At 75.5% G+C, this 16,110-nt stretch carries 19 protein-coding genes; 11 read left to right on the top strand and 8 right to left on the bottom strand.

Annotation, left to right across the window (positions count from 1 at the left end; translation table 11 throughout):
• The first annotated feature begins 81 nt into the window (after positions 1-81).
• Positions 82-1,617: a flavin-containing monooxygenase gene (locus AS188_RS02705; RefSeq protein ID WP_058857547.1), complete on the top strand. Its 1,536-nt coding sequence runs from the start codon at positions 82-84 to the stop codon at positions 1,615-1,617.
• Between the two features lie 139 nt (positions 1,618-1,756).
• Here AS188_RS02705 and AS188_RS02700 read toward each other — a convergent pair whose 3' ends face one another.
• The 3 genes from AS188_RS02700 to AS188_RS02690 all read right to left on the bottom strand — a co-directional run bounded on the left by AS188_RS02700 (position 1,757) and on the right by AS188_RS02690 (position 5,268).
• Positions 1,757-3,289: a peptide MFS transporter gene (locus AS188_RS02700; RefSeq protein ID WP_058857546.1), complete on the bottom strand. Its 1,533-nt coding sequence runs from the start codon at positions 3,287-3,289 to the stop codon at positions 1,757-1,759.
• A gap of 214 nt (positions 3,290-3,503) precedes the next feature.
• Entirely contained in the window at positions 3,504-4,343 is an 840-nt protein-coding gene (locus AS188_RS02695; protein WP_058857545.1) for an aldo/keto reductase, read from the bottom strand.
• Positions 4,344-4,458: 115 nt separating this feature from the next.
• Positions 4,459-5,268 (bottom strand): SIR2 family NAD-dependent protein deacylase, encoded by an 810-nt coding sequence (locus AS188_RS02690; RefSeq protein WP_058859687.1) that lies wholly within the window; start codon positions 5,266-5,268, stop codon positions 4,459-4,461.
• A gap of 97 nt (positions 5,269-5,365) precedes the next feature.
• Between AS188_RS02690 and AS188_RS02685 the strand changes: the two genes are divergently transcribed.
• Complete coding sequence (locus tag AS188_RS02685; RefSeq protein ID WP_058857544.1) at positions 5,366-5,743, top strand: hypothetical protein; 378 nt, start codon at positions 5,366-5,368, stop codon at positions 5,741-5,743.
• A gap of 13 nt (positions 5,744-5,756) precedes the next feature.
• Positions 5,757-6,473: an MOSC domain-containing protein gene (locus tag AS188_RS02680; RefSeq protein ID WP_058857543.1), complete on the top strand. Its 717-nt coding sequence runs from the start codon at positions 5,757-5,759 to the stop codon at positions 6,471-6,473.
• 10 nt (positions 6,474-6,483) lie between these two features.
• Here AS188_RS02680 and AS188_RS02675 read toward each other — a convergent pair whose 3' ends face one another.
• Positions 6,484-7,185, bottom strand: a complete 702-nt coding sequence (locus tag AS188_RS02675) for a hypothetical protein (RefSeq protein ID WP_058857542.1) — start codon at positions 7,183-7,185, stop codon at positions 6,484-6,486.
• A gap of 117 nt (positions 7,186-7,302) precedes the next feature.
• Between AS188_RS02675 and AS188_RS02670 the strand changes: the two genes are divergently transcribed.
• The 4 genes from AS188_RS02670 to AS188_RS02655 all read left to right on the top strand — a co-directional run bounded on the left by AS188_RS02670 (position 7,303) and on the right by AS188_RS02655 (position 11,038).
• On the top strand, positions 7,303-7,788 hold the full coding sequence (locus tag AS188_RS02670) for a MarR family winged helix-turn-helix transcriptional regulator (protein WP_058857541.1): 486 nt from the start codon (positions 7,303-7,305) through the stop codon (positions 7,786-7,788).
• A 64-nt stretch (positions 7,789-7,852) separates the two neighbouring features.
• Positions 7,853-8,335: a DoxX family protein gene (locus AS188_RS02665; protein ID WP_083529197.1), complete on the top strand. Its 483-nt coding sequence runs from the start codon at positions 7,853-7,855 to the stop codon at positions 8,333-8,335.
• 264 nt (positions 8,336-8,599) lie between these two features.
• Positions 8,600-10,447: an ABC transporter ATP-binding protein gene (locus tag AS188_RS02660; protein ID WP_236945087.1), complete on the top strand. Its 1,848-nt coding sequence runs from the start codon at positions 8,600-8,602 to the stop codon at positions 10,445-10,447.
• A 3-nt stretch (positions 10,448-10,450) separates the two neighbouring features.
• On the top strand, positions 10,451-11,038 hold the full coding sequence (locus AS188_RS02655) for a DUF421 domain-containing protein (protein ID WP_307725706.1): 588 nt from the start codon (positions 10,451-10,453) through the stop codon (positions 11,036-11,038).
• Positions 11,039-11,045: 7 nt separating this feature from the next.
• Here AS188_RS02655 and AS188_RS02650 read toward each other — a convergent pair whose 3' ends face one another.
• The 3 genes from AS188_RS02650 to AS188_RS02640 form a co-directional block, all read right to left on the bottom strand.
• Entirely contained in the window at positions 11,046-11,234 is a 189-nt protein-coding gene (locus AS188_RS02650; protein WP_236945031.1) for a mycothiol transferase, read from the bottom strand.
• Positions 11,235-11,253: 19 nt separating this feature from the next.
• Positions 11,254-11,607 (bottom strand): DinB family protein, encoded by a 354-nt coding sequence (locus AS188_RS02645; protein ID WP_230661197.1) that lies wholly within the window; start codon positions 11,605-11,607, stop codon positions 11,254-11,256.
• 94 nt (positions 11,608-11,701) lie between these two features.
• Positions 11,702-11,938: a DUF6953 family protein gene (locus tag AS188_RS02640; protein ID WP_058857539.1), complete on the bottom strand. Its 237-nt coding sequence runs from the start codon at positions 11,936-11,938 to the stop codon at positions 11,702-11,704.
• 348 nt (positions 11,939-12,286) lie between these two features.
• Here AS188_RS02640 and AS188_RS02635 point away from each other — a divergent pair, with 348 nt between their 5' ends.
• Positions 12,287-12,958 (top strand): proline-rich domain-containing protein, encoded by a 672-nt coding sequence (locus AS188_RS02635; protein ID WP_058857538.1) that lies wholly within the window; start codon positions 12,287-12,289, stop codon positions 12,956-12,958.
• A 67-nt stretch (positions 12,959-13,025) separates the two neighbouring features.
• Here AS188_RS02635 and AS188_RS16335 read toward each other — a convergent pair whose 3' ends face one another.
• Positions 13,026-13,553: a 2'-5' RNA ligase family protein gene (locus AS188_RS16335; protein ID WP_058857537.1), complete on the bottom strand. Its 528-nt coding sequence runs from the start codon at positions 13,551-13,553 to the stop codon at positions 13,026-13,028.
• A 91-nt stretch (positions 13,554-13,644) separates the two neighbouring features.
• On the opposite strand from AS188_RS16335, the gene AS188_RS02625 reads away from it, so the two are divergent.
• From AS188_RS02625 to AS188_RS02615, 3 genes are read left to right on the top strand one after another with little or no spacing between them, the layout of a single operon-like run.
• The gene (locus AS188_RS02625) at positions 13,645-14,751 is read left to right on the top strand and encodes an ABC transporter ATP-binding protein (RefSeq protein WP_058857536.1); all 1,107 of its coding nucleotides are present in this window, start codon (positions 13,645-13,647) and stop codon (positions 14,749-14,751) included.
• Positions 14,748-15,422, top strand: coding sequence for an ABC transporter permease (locus AS188_RS02620; protein ID WP_058857535.1), 675 nt, complete (start codon positions 14,748-14,750; stop codon positions 15,420-15,422). The genes AS188_RS02625 and AS188_RS02620 overlap by 4 nt, the downstream gene beginning before the upstream one ends.
• Positions 15,419-16,087 carry an ABC transporter permease gene (locus AS188_RS02615; protein WP_058859684.1) on the top strand — a complete coding sequence of 223 codons (669 nt, stop codon included), beginning with the start codon at positions 15,419-15,421 and terminating at the stop codon, positions 16,085-16,087. Before AS188_RS02620 ends, AS188_RS02615 begins: the two co-directional genes overlap by 4 nt.
• Positions 16,088-16,110: the final 23 nt, after the last annotated feature.

The following is a 16,110-nucleotide window of genomic DNA, read 5'->3' as shown; positions in this document are numbered from 1 at the left end:
CACCCCGACCGTGTCCCCCGGGGTCCGGCGGGCGACGTGCCGCGGCGGGTCCCCGCCGGCGTCGTGGGGGATGCTGGAGCCATGCCAGCACCTTCCCCCACCCCCGGGCGCCCCGCCGGGACGGAGCACCGCGACGTCGTGGTCGTCGGCGCGGGCCTGTCCGGCATCGGCGCGGCCTGCCGCCTGCAGACCGAGTGCCCCGGCCTGTCCTGCGCCGTCCTGGAGGCCCGCGACGGGATGGGCGGGACCTGGGACCTGTTCCGCTACCCGGGCGTGCGCTCCGACTCCGACATGTTCACCCTCGGCTACTCGTTCAAGCCCTGGCGGGACCCGCAGTCGATCGCGGACGGCCCGTCGATCCTGGCCTACATCCGCGAGACGGCCGCGGAGTTCGGCGTCGACCGGCACGTCCGCTTCCGCACGAAGGTCGTCTCGGCCGACTGGTCCTCCGCGGAGGCCCGGTGGACGCTGGGCCTCGAGGAGCGCGACGGCGCGGGCGGGACCCGGCGGCGGAGCATGACGTGCTCGTTCCTGTACTCCTGCGCCGGGTACTACGACTACGACCGGGGGCACGACCCGGCCCTGCCCGGGATCGCGGAGTTCGGGGGCAGGGTGGTGCACCCGCAGTTCTGGCCCGAGGACCTGGACTGGAGCGGGCAGCGGGTGGTGGTGATCGGCAGCGGGGCCACGGCGGTGACCCTGGTGCCGGCCATGGCCCGGGACGCGGCGAGCGTGACGATGCTGCAGCGCTCCCCCACCTGGATCAGCGCCGTGCCCGGGCGCGACCGGCGCGCCGACGCCCTGCGCCGGGTCCTGCCCGAGGGGGCCGCCCACCGGCTGATCCGCGGGAAGAACATCCTGTTCGGCACGGCCGTCCACCAGTTCTGCCGGCGCCTGCCGGGCCCGGCCCGGGCGTTCTTCACGTCCCGGGCCGCGCGGACCCTCGGTTCGGAGGAGCTCGTGGCCGAGCACTTCACGCCCTCCTACGACCCGTGGGACCAGCGGCTGTGCGCCGCCCCGGACGCGGACCTGTTCACGGCCCTGCGGCAGGGCCGGGCCGAGGTGGTGACGGACACGATCGAGGAGGTCGTGGCCGAGGGGATCCGGCTGCGCAGCGGCCGCGTCCTGGAGGCCGACGTGGTGGTCACCGCCACGGGGCTGAGGCTGCTGCCCCTCGGCGGGATCGGGCCCAGCGTGGACGGCGTCCCGGTGGAGCTGCCGGAGCAGTTCGTGTGGAACGGCGCCATGCTCACCGGCGTGCCCAACTTCGCCCTGTGCATCGGCTACACCAACGCCTCGTGGACGCTGCGGGCGGACCTGACGCACCGGCTCGTCTGCAGGGTGCTCCGGCACGTGGCGCGCCACGGCGCCGCCGCCGCGGTGCCCCGGGCCGCTCCCGGCATGGCCGGGCACCCGCTGCTGGACCTCAGCTCCGGCTACGTCCGGCGCTCGATCGGCGCGTTCCCCCGCCAGGGCGACCGCCACCCGTGGCGGGTGCGGCAGAACTACCTGCTGGACGCGGTGACGACCCTGCGCACCCCGCTGTCCCGGACGCTCGAGCTGATCCCCCGCCCCGCCGCCCGCGGCGCGGCCGCGTCGCAGGAGCCCCCCGCCTGACCGGGCACGGCCTCGAGGCCCTGCCGGCCGCCACCACCTCCCGCGAGATCCCATCACCACGGCGAGATCCCATGCCGCACGGGGGTGCGGCATGGGATCTCGCGACGGGCGTGGGAACTCGCGTGAAAGGGGGAGGCGGTCAGCGCACCCCGCGCATCGCGCGCGTGACGGGCCGGGCCACCACCAGCAGCAGCACGCCGATGCCGATGGTGACCGCTCCGAGGGTGCCGAAGTAGGCGCTCTCGGCCTGCTCGGAGTAGAAGCCGGCCAGCGATCCGGACAGCGCCGTCCCCAGCGCCACGGACAGGTAGTTCAGCGCGACCATGAGCACCGGGTAGGAGCGGGGGGCCAGTTTCGTGGACAGGGACAGCCCCACGGGGGAGACCATCAGCTCGCCCAGGGTCGCCACGAGCAGGATCAGGGCGATCCACAGCACCGGCACGGCGGAGACCCCCACCATCGGCAGGAAGACCAGGAAGGCCGAGCCCATGAGCACGATCCCGAGGCCGAACTTGGTGGGCGTGGCCGGCTGGCGGGCGCCGAGACGGGTCCACAGGGCCGCGAACACGGGGGCGAGCAGGATGATGAAGAAGGGGTTGAAGGACTGCACCCAGGAGATGGGCATGGTCCAGTCGCCGAGCGTGCGGTCCAGACGGGTGTCGGAGTAGATCGTGACCACGGTGAACTGCTGCTGGAACAGGGCGAAGAACGCCGCCGAGCCGATGAACATCGGGATGAACGACCGCACGCGGGAGCGCTCGTCGTCGTCGACCTTGCTGCTGGTGAGCAGGATCGCGAACAGGGCCACGGCGGCCACGAGGATCACCACGACCACCACGTCGGCGAGGTTGCCCGCGTTGAGCACGCCCGTGAGCACGGCCACGACGACGACGCCGAGGCCCGCCGCGGCGATCCCGATCCACTTCCCGTACTCCGAGCGCGGCAGGGGGTTGGGCACGTGGTGGACCTCGTCGGGGAGGTTCCTGCGGTTGAGCGCGTACTGGGTCAGGCCCAGGGCCATGCCGATCGCGGCCAGTCCGAAGCCGAGGTGGAAGCCCCAGGTCTGCTGCGCCCAGCCGGTGAGCAGCGGGCCGAGGAGACCACCGATGTTGACGCCCATGTAGAAGATCGAGAAGCCCGCGTCGCGGCGCGGGTCCCGGCGGTCGTAGAGGGAGCCGACGAGGTTGGTGATCGTGGTCTTGAGCCCGCCGGAGCCGACCGCGATGAGGATCAGACCGACGGCCAGACCGGCGACGCCGGGCAGCAGGGCGAGCGAGACGTGGCCGGCCATGATGAGGACGCCGCTGAGGAACATGGTCCGCTCGGAGCCCAGGACGCGGTCGGCCACCCATCCGCCGACGATCGCGAAGAGGTAGACGGCGCCGCCGTAGGCGCCGACGATGCCGGCGGCGGTCGCCTGGTCGATGCCCAGGCCGCCCTCGGCGGCGGTGAAGTACATGTAGAGCAGGACGATGCCCTGCATGCCGTAGAAGGAGAACCGCTCCCACGTCTCCACGCTGAACAGGTTCGCCAGCATGCGGGGCTGGCCGAAGAACGTGGGGCCGGTGGGGGCGGGGGAGCCGGGGTCGCCGTCGCGGGTGGGGACGGTGCCGGGAAGCGGTGCGCCGGCGCTGGTGGCGCCGTCCGTCCCGCGGGGGGTGTGCTGAGTCATGGGGACCATGGAACACCCGTGGGCGCCATCCGCACCAGTCGGGCCCGCCGCCCCCTCTCCTCGGCCCCTCTCTCCTCGGCCCCTCTCCCGCGAGGTCCCACGGGGAGCGCGAGATCCCATGCCGCAGCGGCGTGCGGCATGGGATCTCAGATCGGGCGTGGGACCTCGCGGGGGTGCTCGCGGGGGAGGGGCGAGGAGGGGCGGGGGGGTGGGGTCAGTTGAAGTCCATCGGGTCCGACCCGATCCGCCCGCCGTTGTCCAGGCCGCTGATCGCCTCGACGTCCTCGGGGCTGAGACGGACGTCGAGCGCCGCGAAGTTCTCGCGGATCCGCTCCGGGGTCACGGTCTTGGGGAAGACCACGTTGCCGATCGCCAGGTGCCAGGCGATGACGACCTGACCGGGGGTCGCGCCCAGGCGTCGGGCGATGCCGCCGATCACCGGGTCCTGCAGCAGCTCCCCGCCCTGGCCCAGCGGGGACCAGGCCTCGGTGCGGATCCCGCGGGAGGCGTGGAACTTCCGCAGCGGCTCCTGGTTGAAGTAGGGGTGCAGCTCGATCTGGTTGACCACGGGCACCGACCCGGTGGCGTCGATGATCTCCTGCAGCTGCTGCTGCGGGAAGTTGGAGACGCCGACGGAGCGGGCCCGGCCGCTGTCGCGGATCTCCTGGAAGGCCTCCCAGGTCTCCACGTACGTGCCGCGGGCCGGGGTGGGCCAGTGGATGAGGTAGAGGTCGACGTGGTCGAGGCCGAGGCGCTCGAGCGAGCCGTCGATCGCGCGCAGCGCGGCGTCGCGGCCGTGGTCGTCGTTCCACAGCTTGGTGGTCACGAAGATCTCGTCGCGCGGGATGCCGCTGCTGGCGATCGCGCGGCCCACGCCCTCCTCGTTGCCGTAGATCTTCGCCGTGTCGATGTGGCGGTAGCCGGCCTCGAGGGCCTGGGACACCACGTCCTCCGCGATGTCGGCCTCGACCTGCCACACGCCGTAGCCGAGCTGGGGGATGGCGGTGCCGTCGTGCAGGGCCAGGGTGGGGGACTGCGTCGTGGACTGCGTCATGGACCGTGCCTTTCCTGAGGGTTCGGGCGGTGCCGGGCGGGATGGGCCCGGCGTCCGTCGCCCAGTCTGTGCCGGGGCGCCGGCGCGGACAAGGCCGGGGGCGGGCGTTCCGCTCTCAGCACGACGCCGCGGCGGCCCCGGGGACCAGCAGCGGCAGGGCGCGGGCGGCCCCGGCGCGGACGGTGAAGTCCGCGTGCGGGGTCAGGGCGGTGTCCCGGGGATCGATCTCGACGACGGGGATGCCGCGCCCGGCTGCGATCAGCGGCAGCGAGGCGGCGGGCTGCACGAGCCCGGAGGTGCCCACGACGACGACGAGCTCCGCCGCCGCCACGGCCTCGGCCGCGCGGTCCAGCGCGCCCTCCGGCAGCAGCTCGCCGAACCAGACCACGCCCGGGCGCACGGGACCGCCGCAGGCGGGGCAGGCGGGCGGGTGCTCGCGCTCCGGCTCGCCGCCCGGGGCCGCCGCCCCCGGGGCGAGACCGGGCACGCGCTCGGCCGGGTACGGGGCCGAGCACCCGGCGCAGCGGAACGCGAAGAGGCTGCCGTGCAGGTGGGCCAGGACCGCGGAGCCGGCCCGCTCGTGGAGGTCGTCGACGTTCTGCGTGACCACCTCGACCCGGGCGCCGCGGGACCAGGCGGCGAGGGCGCGGTGCCCGGCGTGGGGTGCGAGCGCGCGCACCTGGCGGGCCCGCCACAGGTACCAGGACCACACGAGCTGCGGGTCGTCCTCCCACGCCTCGGGGGTGGCCAGCTCCTCGGGGGACCAGCGCGACCAGAAGCCCTCCCCGGGCTCCCGGAAGGTGGGCACCCCGCTCTCGGCGGACATCCCCGCCCCGGTCAGCACCGCGACCCGGCGTGCCGTCCGGGCGGCCCGCAGCAGCGCGGGGTCGAGGTCGGGGCGGTCGTGGTCCCGGGCGTCGTCCATGGCGACCACGGTAGCCGGGGCGCCCCGGACCCGGCGCGGTCCGCGCCGTCCCGCCGCCGTTGGCCGCCACGCGCGTGCGCGTGGTGGAATAGAGCTCATGAAGTTCAACGTCCAGCGCGTGCTGACCCCCGCCTACCTGACCTCCGTGGCTCTCGTCGTGGTCGGAGTGGTCCTCGCCCTGGCCTACTACCCCGTCGCCGCGTGGCTGTTCGTGCTCCTGGGCCTGGGGCTCAACGCCGTGGCCGTGTCCGTGACGGCGATCAACGACTCCCCGCGCGCGCCCCGGGCCGCGGGGTCCCGCCGCCCGGGCCTGCCCGTCCGCCGCCCGCGCGCGTCCGACGACGCCCCGGCCCTCGGCGACCGTCCCGAGCACGAGGCGCCGCTGCGCCGTCCGGCCGACCCCGAGGCCGAGACCGCGGAGAACCCCGTGGTCCCGCCCGCCGCGGGCTCCACCTCCCTGAGCTCGCGCGGCTGAGGCCGCCGGCACCGTGAGCCCTGCGCAGGCGTCCCCGGCGGACGCGGCCGGGCGCGTGCGCAGCGTCAACGCCGGGCGGCCCGAGCCGGACCCGGCCCGGCGCGGCCGGCCCACCGGCATCCACAAGCACCCCGTCGACGGCCCGGTCGCGCTGCGCGACCCGGGACCCCGCGGCGGGGGCCCCGGCTCCGGGGTGCCCGGCGACTTCATCGGCGACGCCCGCCACCACGGCGGCCGCGACCAGGCCGTCTACGCGTTCGCGCGCGAGGAGCTCGACCACTGGGCGCGCGAGCTGGGCCGGGAGCTGCCCGACGGCAGCTTCGGGGAGAACCTCACCCTCGAGGGCTTCGCCGTCGACGACGCCCGCCTCGGAGACCGCTGGCGGGTCGGCACGGCACTGCTGCAGGTCACCGACGCCCGCATCCCCTGCGGGACCTTCCGCGCGGCGATGCAGGTGCGCGGCTGGCTGCGGCGCTTCACCGAGCGCGGGTGCACGGGCGCCTATCTCCGGGTCCTCGAGCCCGGGACCGTGCGCGCCGGCGACCGGGTGGAGCTGGTGCACCGGGCCGGGCACCGCGTGGGCGTCCGGGACGCCTTCCGTGCGCAGACCACCGACCGGGGACGGCTGCCCGCGCTGCTCGCGGCGGGCCCGGACCTGCGCCCCGAGCTGCGGGCCGCGGCCGAGCAGGCCGTGGCGCAGCAGCCGCCGACGAGCGGCCGGGACGGCTGAGCGGCCGGGCTCAGTTCAGGGCCGCGGCCCGGTAGACCTCCTGCACCTGCTCCGCCGAGAGGCGGGTCTCGATCACGGTGGTGCCCGCGGGGTCGTCGCGCAGGAACCGCACCGGCCCGTGCGCGCCGGCCTCCAGCCGCCGGGCGGACCCGGCGTCGTAGACGGCCTCCACCACGGTGCTGAATCGCTCGCCGCGCACGGGGGTCACCGACAGCTCGAGGCGCGCCCGGACGGGCCCCTCGGCCGGGGCGGGCCCGCCGTCGTCGGTCCCGGCCGTCTCCGGCGCGGACGGCGTCCCGGTCCCCGGCCCGGCCGGGTCGCGGTCCGGGACGGGGGCCACGGTGACCTCGCGCACCACGCCCACACCGTGGACCACCACGTCGGCGAGCCGGGTGCCCAGCCGCTGCTGGGCGGCGGCGAAGGCCCGCTTGAGCCGGGAGACCCACCACACGGCGGCCACGACGAGGACCACGGCGATCAGCACCAGGGGCAGGGCGGAGCCGCCGGCCGCGGCCCGCTGCCACAGCAGCACCACCACGAGCGCGGAGACCAGCGGGATCACCAGCAGCAGGGAGGTGCCGAGCCTCTCGCGCAGCCCGGGGCGGTCGCCGGCGGCCGGGGCCTCCGCCGAGCGCAGCCGCTGCAGCACCTGCCGGTCGAAGGCGCGGTCGTCGCCGGACAGGGGCTGGGGCCAGGTGCCGAGGGAGTCCATGCCCCCATTATGGGGCGGCCCCGGAACGGCCGTGCCGGGCCCCGGGGAGGGGCGGCCGCGGCGGGGTGGGCCGGGCCGCCCGCCGCGGCGTCGGGCCGGGCTCGTAGACTCCCGTCCATGACCGCAACCCGATGGCTGTCCCCCGAGGAGCGCGAGGCCTGGCTCGCGCTCGTCTCCATCATGTTCACGCTGCCCGGCAGCATCGAGGCGCAGCTGCAGGCGGAGGCGGACCTGAGCCTCGCCGAGTACCTCGTGCTCGCGATGCTCTCCGAGGCCCCGGACCGGCGCCGGCGGATGTCGGAGCTGGCCACCGTGACGAACACGTCGCAGTCGCGGCTGTCCCGGATCGTGGGGCGGCTGGAGCGGGACGGGCTCGTGGTGCGCACGGGGGACGCGAAGGACAAGCGCGTGGTGCTCGCCGAGATCACCGACCGGGGCCTGGGCAAGGTGGAGGAGGTGGCCCCGGGTCACGTCGAGCACGTCCGTCGGACGGTCATCGACCGGCTCACCCCGGAGCAGGTCCGCCAGCTCGCCCTCATCGGCCGGGTCGTGGACGACGCCGCGGACGTCTCCGTCCTGGGCACCGTGGGGACGGCCGACTGACCGACCATGAACTTTCTGTCACAACAGTTGAACAGGAAAGTATTTTTCGGGTAGGGTCGTGCCCATGAACAGCACCACGACCGCCCCCGCGGCCCCCTCCCGTCCCGACCTGCGCCCCGGTGCCCGTCCCGAGCCGCCGACCACGGCCCTCGGCCTGACCCTGCTGCGCGTCGTGCTCGGCACGACCTTCCTGCTGCACGGCTGGCAGAAGGTCGACGAGTGGACCCTGGCCGGCACCCAGGCCGCCTTCGCCCAGATGGGCGTGCCCGCCGCCCAGGCCGCCGCCCCCGCCGTGGCCGTCCTCGAGCTGGCCGGCGGGATCCTGCTGCTCCTCGGCCTCGGCACCCGCGTCGTCGCCGCCCTCCTGGCCCTCGTCATGCTCGGCGCCCTCGTCCTCGTCCACCTGCCCGCCGGGTTCTTCGCCGCCGACGGCGGGTTCGAGCTCGTCCTGCTGCTCGCCGCCGCCGCCGCGCTCTTCGCCCTGGCCGGCGCCGGGCGCTGGTCGGTCGACGCCGTCCTCGCCGCGCGCCGCCGCCGCGCCGCCTGAGCCCGCCCGCCGGGCCGCCGCCGCGCTGCCCCCGCTCCTGCCCACGGGCCCCGCGCGACCGGCGCGGGGCCCGTGGCCTTCCCGCGGCCGGCGCGCCGGCTCCCCGGGCGGGCACCGGCAGGGCACTGGCCCTGCTCCCGTCCGGCGTCGGCGCGGGAGCGTAGGATCGACCGGTGCGGCGCCCGCACCGGGCCCGCACCGGATCGAGCGCGGGCGACCCCCGCAGATCGGGGGTCCCGGATGAGCATGAACGGTTCCGCGCACATGGTCATGTGGCGCACCGTGCGCGGCCACGAGGTCAAGGACCGCCGGATCTCCCGCGAGACCCTCCGGCGCATCGTCGCCTTCGCGGGGCCGCACCGGAAGGCCCTGGGCGTCTTCCTGGTCCTCTCCGTCCTGCTGGCCGTCCTCGGCGTGGTCACCCCGATCCTGGCCGGGGACGTGGTCAACGCGATCACCGGCGGGCGGAGCGTGGCCACCGTGGTGTGGCTGGCGCTGGCCATCGCCGGGGTCGCCGTCGCGGACGCCGGGCTCGGCGTGCTCAACCGGCTGCTGTCCTCGCGGATCGGCGAGGGGCTCATCCTCGACCTGCGCACCGCCGTCTACGACCACGTCCAGCGGATGCCGGTCGCGTTCTTCACCCGCACCCGCACCGGGGCGCTGGTCTCCCGGCTGAACACGGACGTGATCGGCGCGCAGCGGGCCTTCTCCAACACCCTCTCCGGGGTGGTCAGCAACGTGGTCTCGCTGCTGCTGACCGTCGTCGTGATGGTCACCATCTCCTGGCAGGTCACGGTGCTGTCCCTGCTGCTGCTGCCCATCTTCCTCGTCCCGGCCCGGGCCATGGGCGGGCGCCTGGCCGCCCTGCAGCGGGAGGCGGCCCAGCACAACGCGTCCATGTCCACGCAGATGACCGAGCGCTTCTCGGCCGGCGGGGCGACCCTCGTGAAGCTCTTCGGCCGCCCCGAGGCCGAGTCCGCCGAGTTCGCCCGCCGCGCCGGGCGCGTGCGCGACATCGGGGTGCGCGTGGCGATGCTGCAGACGACCTTCGTCACGGCCCTGACCCTCGTCTCCGCCCTGGCCCTGGCCCTGGTCTACGGCCTCGGCGGCGCGCTGGCCCTCACCGGCAGCCTCGACGCCGGCGAGGTCGTGACGCTCGCGCTGCTGCTGACCCGCCTCTACACGCCCCTGACCATGCTCGCCAACGCCCGCATGGACATCATGAGCGCGGTCGTCAGCTTCGAGCGCGTCTTCGAGATCCTCGACCTCGTGCCCCTGATCCAGGAGCGCCCCGGAGCCCGGCCCCTGCCCGCGGGCCCCGTCTCCGTCGAGTTCGACGACGTGCGCTTCGCCTACCCCTCCGCCGAGGAGGTCTCGCTGGCCTCCCTCGAGGACGTCGCCGTGCTCGACGCCCGCGGCGGCGAGGAGGTCCTGCACGGGGTGAGCTTCACCGTGGAACCCGGCCGCACCGTCGCCCTGGTCGGCTCCTCCGGGGCCGGGAAGTCGACCGTCGCCCAGCTCGTCGCCCGGCTCTACGACGTCACCTCCGGCGCGGTGGGCCTGGGCGGTGTCGACGTCCGGGACACCACGTTCGCCTCCCTGCGGGAGACCATCGGCATGGTCACCCAGGACGGGCACCTCTTCCACGAGTCGATCCGCGAGAACCTCACCCTCGTGCGCCCCGAAGCCACCGACGAGCAGCTGTGGGACGCCCTCGCCCGCGCCCGGATGGACCACGTCATCCGGGCCCTGCCCGACGGCCTGGACACCGTGGTGGGGGAGCGCGGCTACCGGCTCTCCGGCGGCGAGCGCCAGCGCCTGACCATCGCCCGGCTGCTGCTCGCCGCCCCGCGGGTCGTCATCCTCGACGAGGCCACCTCCGCACTGGACTCCACGAACGAGGCCCACGTGCAGGCCGCGCTCGGCGAGGCGCTCGCCGGCCGCACCGCCCTGGTGATCGCCCACCGGCTCTCGACCGTGCGCTCTGCCGACGAGATCCTCGTGGTCGAGGCCGGGCGGATCGTCGAGCGCGGGCCGCACCCGCAGCTGCTGGCCGCGGGCGGGCGCTACGCCGAGCTGTACGAGACGCAGTTCGCCGACCAGGAGGCCTGACCCGTGCCGCTGCCCGCCGCCGTCCCGCCGCCCGGGGACCTCGCCGGGCGGCTGGGCATCGACGCCCCGCACGCCCTCGCGGTGGTGGCCTCCGCGGTGGGGATCTACCTGGCGTTCCTGGTCCTGGTGCGCCTGTTCGGCCAGCGGGTGCTGTCGGGGATGTCGACCTTCGACGTGGTGATCACCGTGATGCTCGGCGCGGTCGCCGGGCGCGTGGTGATCGGCCACCCGCCCACGCTGGCGGCCGGCGTGCTCGGACTGGGCACCCTCTTCGTGCTCGAGGCGGCCTTCGGGCGCCTGCGCTCCGGGGTGCGCGGGGCCGCCGTGGTCAACGGACGGGCCCTGCTGCTGATGGCCGGTGCCGAGGTCCTCGAGGCCAACCTCCGCCGGGCGCACGTGGTGGAGGCGGAGCTGTTCGGGGCCCTGCGCCGGGCCGGGGTGCGCAGCCCCGAGGAGGTCGCCTGCGTGGTCTTCGAGCCATCGGGGGCGATCAGCGTCCTGCGCCGCGGGGTGCCGGTGGACCCCCGGCTCCTCGAGGGCGTGCGCGACGCCCACCGGGTCCCGGCGCACCTGCTGGCCCGCCCCGCGTGAGCCGCCGTCACTGCAGGGGCGGGCGCCGCGCGCCGTCGGCCAGGGCGTTGAGCTCGTAGGCCGTCCGCCCGTCGAGGCTCTCGCGGCTGATGTCCGCGTGGCCCGCGTGCCGGGCGCACTCCTCGACGAGGTGCAGCGCCACCCACCGCAGGGGCCACGACTCGAGGTCCTCGGGGTGCCACGGTGCGTCCGGCACGGGGACGGGGATTTCCGGGTCAGCGGCGCCGGGTGTGGGTCCAGAGGTCGCGCAGCAGGGCGACCTCGGCGCCGTGGTGGATCAGCTCGCGGTTGAGGTGCAGGAGCAGGGCCGGCATCGGCAGCTGCGCGTACGGTCCCTCCGCGGGACCGCACGGGCGCGCCAGGTCGGCGGGGATGAGCGAGTCCACCCCGGCGAGCCAGCGCTCGTACTCGCGGTCCAGCTGGGCGAGCGCCTCCGCGGCGGTGCCCGCATGGTCCCACTGCTGGTACGAGGCCGGCGGGCCGCTGAAGTGGCCGTGGCTGCGCACCGCCAGGATGTCCACGACCATGTGCGCCAGCCGCCAGGCGATGGTCGTGAACGGCGCGGGCACCGGCTCGGGAAGCGCGAAGTCCAGGACGAACTCCCCGGCACCCCGGCACCCCGGCCGCACCCGGAGCCGCCAGGGCCTCAGGGGCCCCGGAGGGTCAGGGCTTCGGCGACCAGAACCGGCGGTCGCGGTCCCACTGCACCGTGCCGTCGTGGGCCTTGCGGAACTCCTTGAGGACCTCCTGGTGGATGCCGGTGTGGCCGTTCTCCAGGGTGCGGACCCACTCGGGGCCGAAGGTCTCCGGGATCTCCTGGACCGCCTGGTCCTGGGAGAGCCGGCCCTCGGTGCGGATGCGCTCGAGCAGCCACGCGGCGATGTCCTGTGCGGTCGTCATGCTCCGAGCGTAGTCGTCCCGCGGGCGGCGGGGGTCCGCGGGCCGCCGGACCGGGGCGGGAGGCAACGGGCCGAGGACCCGGCGCCGGGACCGCGGAACCGCCCGAGGGTCCGCCCGCCTCACCGGTGTTCCGGGACCCGGACGCGGACCCGGTGCGCCGATCCCGTGCCCTGAGCCCACCCCGGTGCCCGTGCGCTGTGCCCGCGACCTGTGCCGGTGTCCGGTGCTCGTCCGGCGGGCGGAGCCGCCGGGCGAGCACTCTCCACCGCGCGGGGGACGCGCCGGGGCCGCCCTCCGTGCTTTGCTGAGGCACAGCAGTTCCGCACGCGCCGAGAAGGAGCACCCGCCATGACCACCCCTCCGCAGCACCCCGGGCAGGACCCCCGCGACCCGCAGGCCGGGGGCCCGCCGCGCTACGTCCCGCCGGCGGGCGGCGACCGGCACGGCGCCCCGCAGGCCCAGTACGGCGCCCCGCAGGGCCAGTACGGCGCTCCACAGGGCCAGTACGGGCCCGGTCCCCACGGCGCCCAGGGGCCGGCCGCCGCCCCACCGCAGCTGAAGCGGCTGCTGTCCCTCACTCTCCTCTCGGCGGCGCTCTACGCGGTGAGCAGCATCGTCTCCCTGGTCGCGAGCAGCACGATGGACCTGACCTCGATGGCCGGCCGGATGGGGATGCCCGCGGAGCAGGCTCAGCAGGCGGAGGCGATGGCGGGGCAGTCGGCCGCCCTGAGCGTGGTCTCCGGGCTGGTGACGCTCGCGATCGCCCTGGGCCTGTACGCGCTGGTCTACGTCTTCGTGAAAAAGGGCCGGAACTGGGCGCGGATCCTCGGGGTGGTCCTGGCGTCCCTGAGCACGCTCAGCGTGCTCTTCGGCTTCCTGGGCTACTGGCTCTACGGCGGCTGGGGCTTCGTGCTGATGGCCGTGGGCGCGGCGTTCGTCGTGGTCAACGTCCTGTGGATCGTCACCGCCTTCCGCGCCCCGCTCAACCAGTGGTTCACCCGCCCGCAGCGCGCCTGGTGAGCCGGTCCCTGGGACGGGGTGCGGGCGCGCCGCTTCCCGGGGCGGTCCACCGCCGCGCCGCCCCGGGTCAGGCCAGCCGCACCGTGGTGCGGGCGTCGGAGTCCCAGCGGCGCAGGCCCACCGCCCGCAGGGGCTCCGGCGGGGGCGCCAGCACCGCGAGCGCCTCGGCCACCTGCGCGGGGGAGAGCCGCCGCGCCAGGGTCACGTGCGGGGTCCACGCCCCGGGCACCGAGGTGCGCACCTGACCGGGGACGGGGTGCACGGCGGTGCACACGCGCCGGTGCAGCTCCAGCAGCTCGGGGGTGGTGACGAGCTGGCGCACGAGCACGTAGCCGCCGCGCCGCGGGCCGAACAGCAGCACCCCGGCGCTGACGAGGGGCAGGTCCACGAACCCTGCGGCGGCCGCGACCCGGTCGTCGACGCCCGGCACCGCCTCGGGGGCGAGGGAGGGGGCGGCCACGAGGGTGATGTGCGGGGCGTTCGAGGGGGAGCCGTGCCGGCCGGAGCTCGGCAGCCCGGCGGCCGTGAGCCGGTCCCAGTCGGCGCGCACGGCGGCGTCCCCGGCCTCGTCGAGGAGCAGTTCGAGACTGTGCACCGTCCACCTCCTGGGCACAGTGTACGGAGCCGACGGACAGGGGGCTGAGGGTGTCCGCCTATACTGGCCCGACGGCAACGGGAGGACCGCCATGACCGAGACCGCCATCCGCTTCGAGGGCGCCGGCAAGACGTACCCCGGCGGCACGGCCGCCGTGGAGGCCCTCGACCTCGAGATCCCGCGCGGCTCCCTGACCGTGTTCGTCGGCCCCTCGGGCTGCGGGAAGACGACCTCCCTGCGGATGATCAACCGCATGGTCGAGCCGACCTCCGGGCGCGTCGTCGTCGACGGCCGCGACGTCTCCTCGGTCCCCGCCCACGAGCTGCGCCGGTCCATGGGCTACGTCATGCAGCAGTCGGGCCTGATGCCGCACCGCACCGTGGTCGACAACGTCGCGACCGTGCCCCGGCTCACCGGTGTGCCGAAGCGGCGGGCGCGCGAGCGCGCCCGGGAGCTGCTGGCCACGGTCGGGCTCGACGTGCAGCTGGCGGAGCGCTACCCCGCCCAGCTCTCGGGCGGGCAGCAGCAGCGCGTGGGCGTGGCCCGGGCGCTCGCGGCCGACCCGCCGGTGCTGCTGATGGACGAGCCGTTCTCCGCGGTGGACCCGGTGGTGCGCCAGGACCTGCAGCGGGAGCTGCTGGACCTGCAGCAGCGCCTGCACCGCACGATCGTGTTCGTCACCCACGACATCGACGAGGCCGTGCTGCTGGGCAACCGGGTCGCGGTCTTCGCCACGGGCGGGCGCCTGGCCCAGTACGCGAGCCCGGAGGAGCTGCTGCGCGCCCCCGCCGACGACTTCGTGGCCGACTTCGTGGGCCGCGACCGCGGCTTCCGCTCCTTGACCTTCGACTCCGCCCGCGACATCCCCGTCCACCCGGTCGCCGTGGTGCGCCCGGACGGCAGCCCCGGGGTGATCGGCCCGGGCGGCGACGTCCCGGGGGGCTGGTCGCTGCGGGTCGACGACGACGGCGCCCCCCGCGGCTGGGTGCGCACCGGCGCCGAGGACGACCCCGTGGTCGGGGGCACCCTGCACCGGCCGGGCGGGTCGCTGCGCAGCGCCCTGGACGCCGCTCTGTCCTCGCCCTCGGGCCTGGCGGTCGTGGTGGACGAGGCCGGGCGGGCCGTGGGCGTGATGGACCCCGCCGAGATCGTCGCCGCCGTCGAGGACGCGCGGCTGGGCGGGCGGGCGCACCGATGAGCTGGACCGCGGCGAACTGGTCCCACGTCCTCGACCTCACGGGCATGCACGTCGTGCAGTCGGTGCTGCCCCTGCTCCTGGGGGCCCTGCTGTCGGTGCCGCTGGCCCGGGCGGCCGCCCGCAACCGGGTGTTGCGCCCCGTGGTGGTCAGCGGCTCGTCGCTGCTCTACACGATCCCCTCGCTGACCCTGTTCGTGGTGCTGCCCCTCGTGCTGGGCACGCAGATCACCTCGGTGGTCAACGTGATCGTGGCCCTGACGGTCTACGTCGTCGCGATCCTGGTGCGCTCCTCCGTGGACGCCTTCGAGTCGGTGGACCGCGACGTCCTGCAGGCCTCCACGGCGATGGGCTACCGGCCGCTGCGCCGGTTCCTGGGCGTGGAGCTGCCCCTGGCCGTGCCCGTGCTGGTCGCCGGGCTGCGGGTCGCCTCGGTCAGCAACATCTCCATGGTCAGCGTGGGCGCGGTCATCGGCATCCAGTCCCTGGGCACCCTGTTCACCGACGGGCTGCGCCGGTCGATCGTCGAGGAGATCGTGGTGGGCATCGTCCTGACCGTGCTCCTGGCCCTCGTGCTGGACCTGCTCCTGCGCGGCGCCGGGCACCTGCTGACCCCGTGGCAGCGGGCCGGGACGGCCCGGCCCCTGCCGCGCGTGCGGAGGGCCGCCGCGTGAGCCTCGTCGACGCCGCCCTCGCCTGGCTCACCGACCCGGACAGCTGGTCCGGGGCCGGCGGCATCCCCGCCCGGCTGGGCGAGCACCTGCTCTACAGCGGCCTGACCCTGCTGGCCGCCCTCGCCGTGGCCGTGCCGGTGGGCCTGTGGGTCGGGCACACGGGCCGCGGCAGCGGCGTCGTCGTCGGCCTGGCGGGCGCCCTGCGGGCGCTGCCCACGCTGGGGCTGCTGACGCTGTTCACGCTCCTGCTGGGGCTCGGCCTGGTCCCGCCGCTGCTGGCGCTCGTGCTGATGGCGATCCCGCCCGTGCTCACGAGCGCGTACGCCGGGGTCGCCAACGTCTCCCCGGCGCTCAAGGACGCCGGGGCTGCGATGGGCATGACCTCCCGGCAGGTGCTGACCCGGGTGGAGCTGCCCAACGCCCTGCCCGTCCTGCTCGGGGGGATCCGCAACGCCGCGCTGCAGGTCGTGGCCACCGTGACCGTGGTCGCCTACATCAACCTGGGCGGGCTCGGGCGCTACCTCATCGACGGCCTCGCCGTGCGCGACTACTCCCGGATGCTCGGGGCGGTGCTGCTCGTGGCGGTCCTGGCCCTGGCCGTCGACGCCGTGCTGGCCCTGCTCCAGCGCCTGAGCACCTCCCCGGGGCTGCGCCTGGCGGCCTGACCCCCCAGCCGCACCCCCGCCCC

This window comes from Kocuria flava (genome assembly GCF_001482365.1).
GTDB classification, from domain to species: domain Bacteria; phylum Actinomycetota; class Actinomycetes; order Actinomycetales; family Micrococcaceae; genus Kocuria; species Kocuria flava.
Note: the sequence above shows the minus strand (reverse complement) of the source record. Positions and strands in the feature narration are given on the sequence as shown.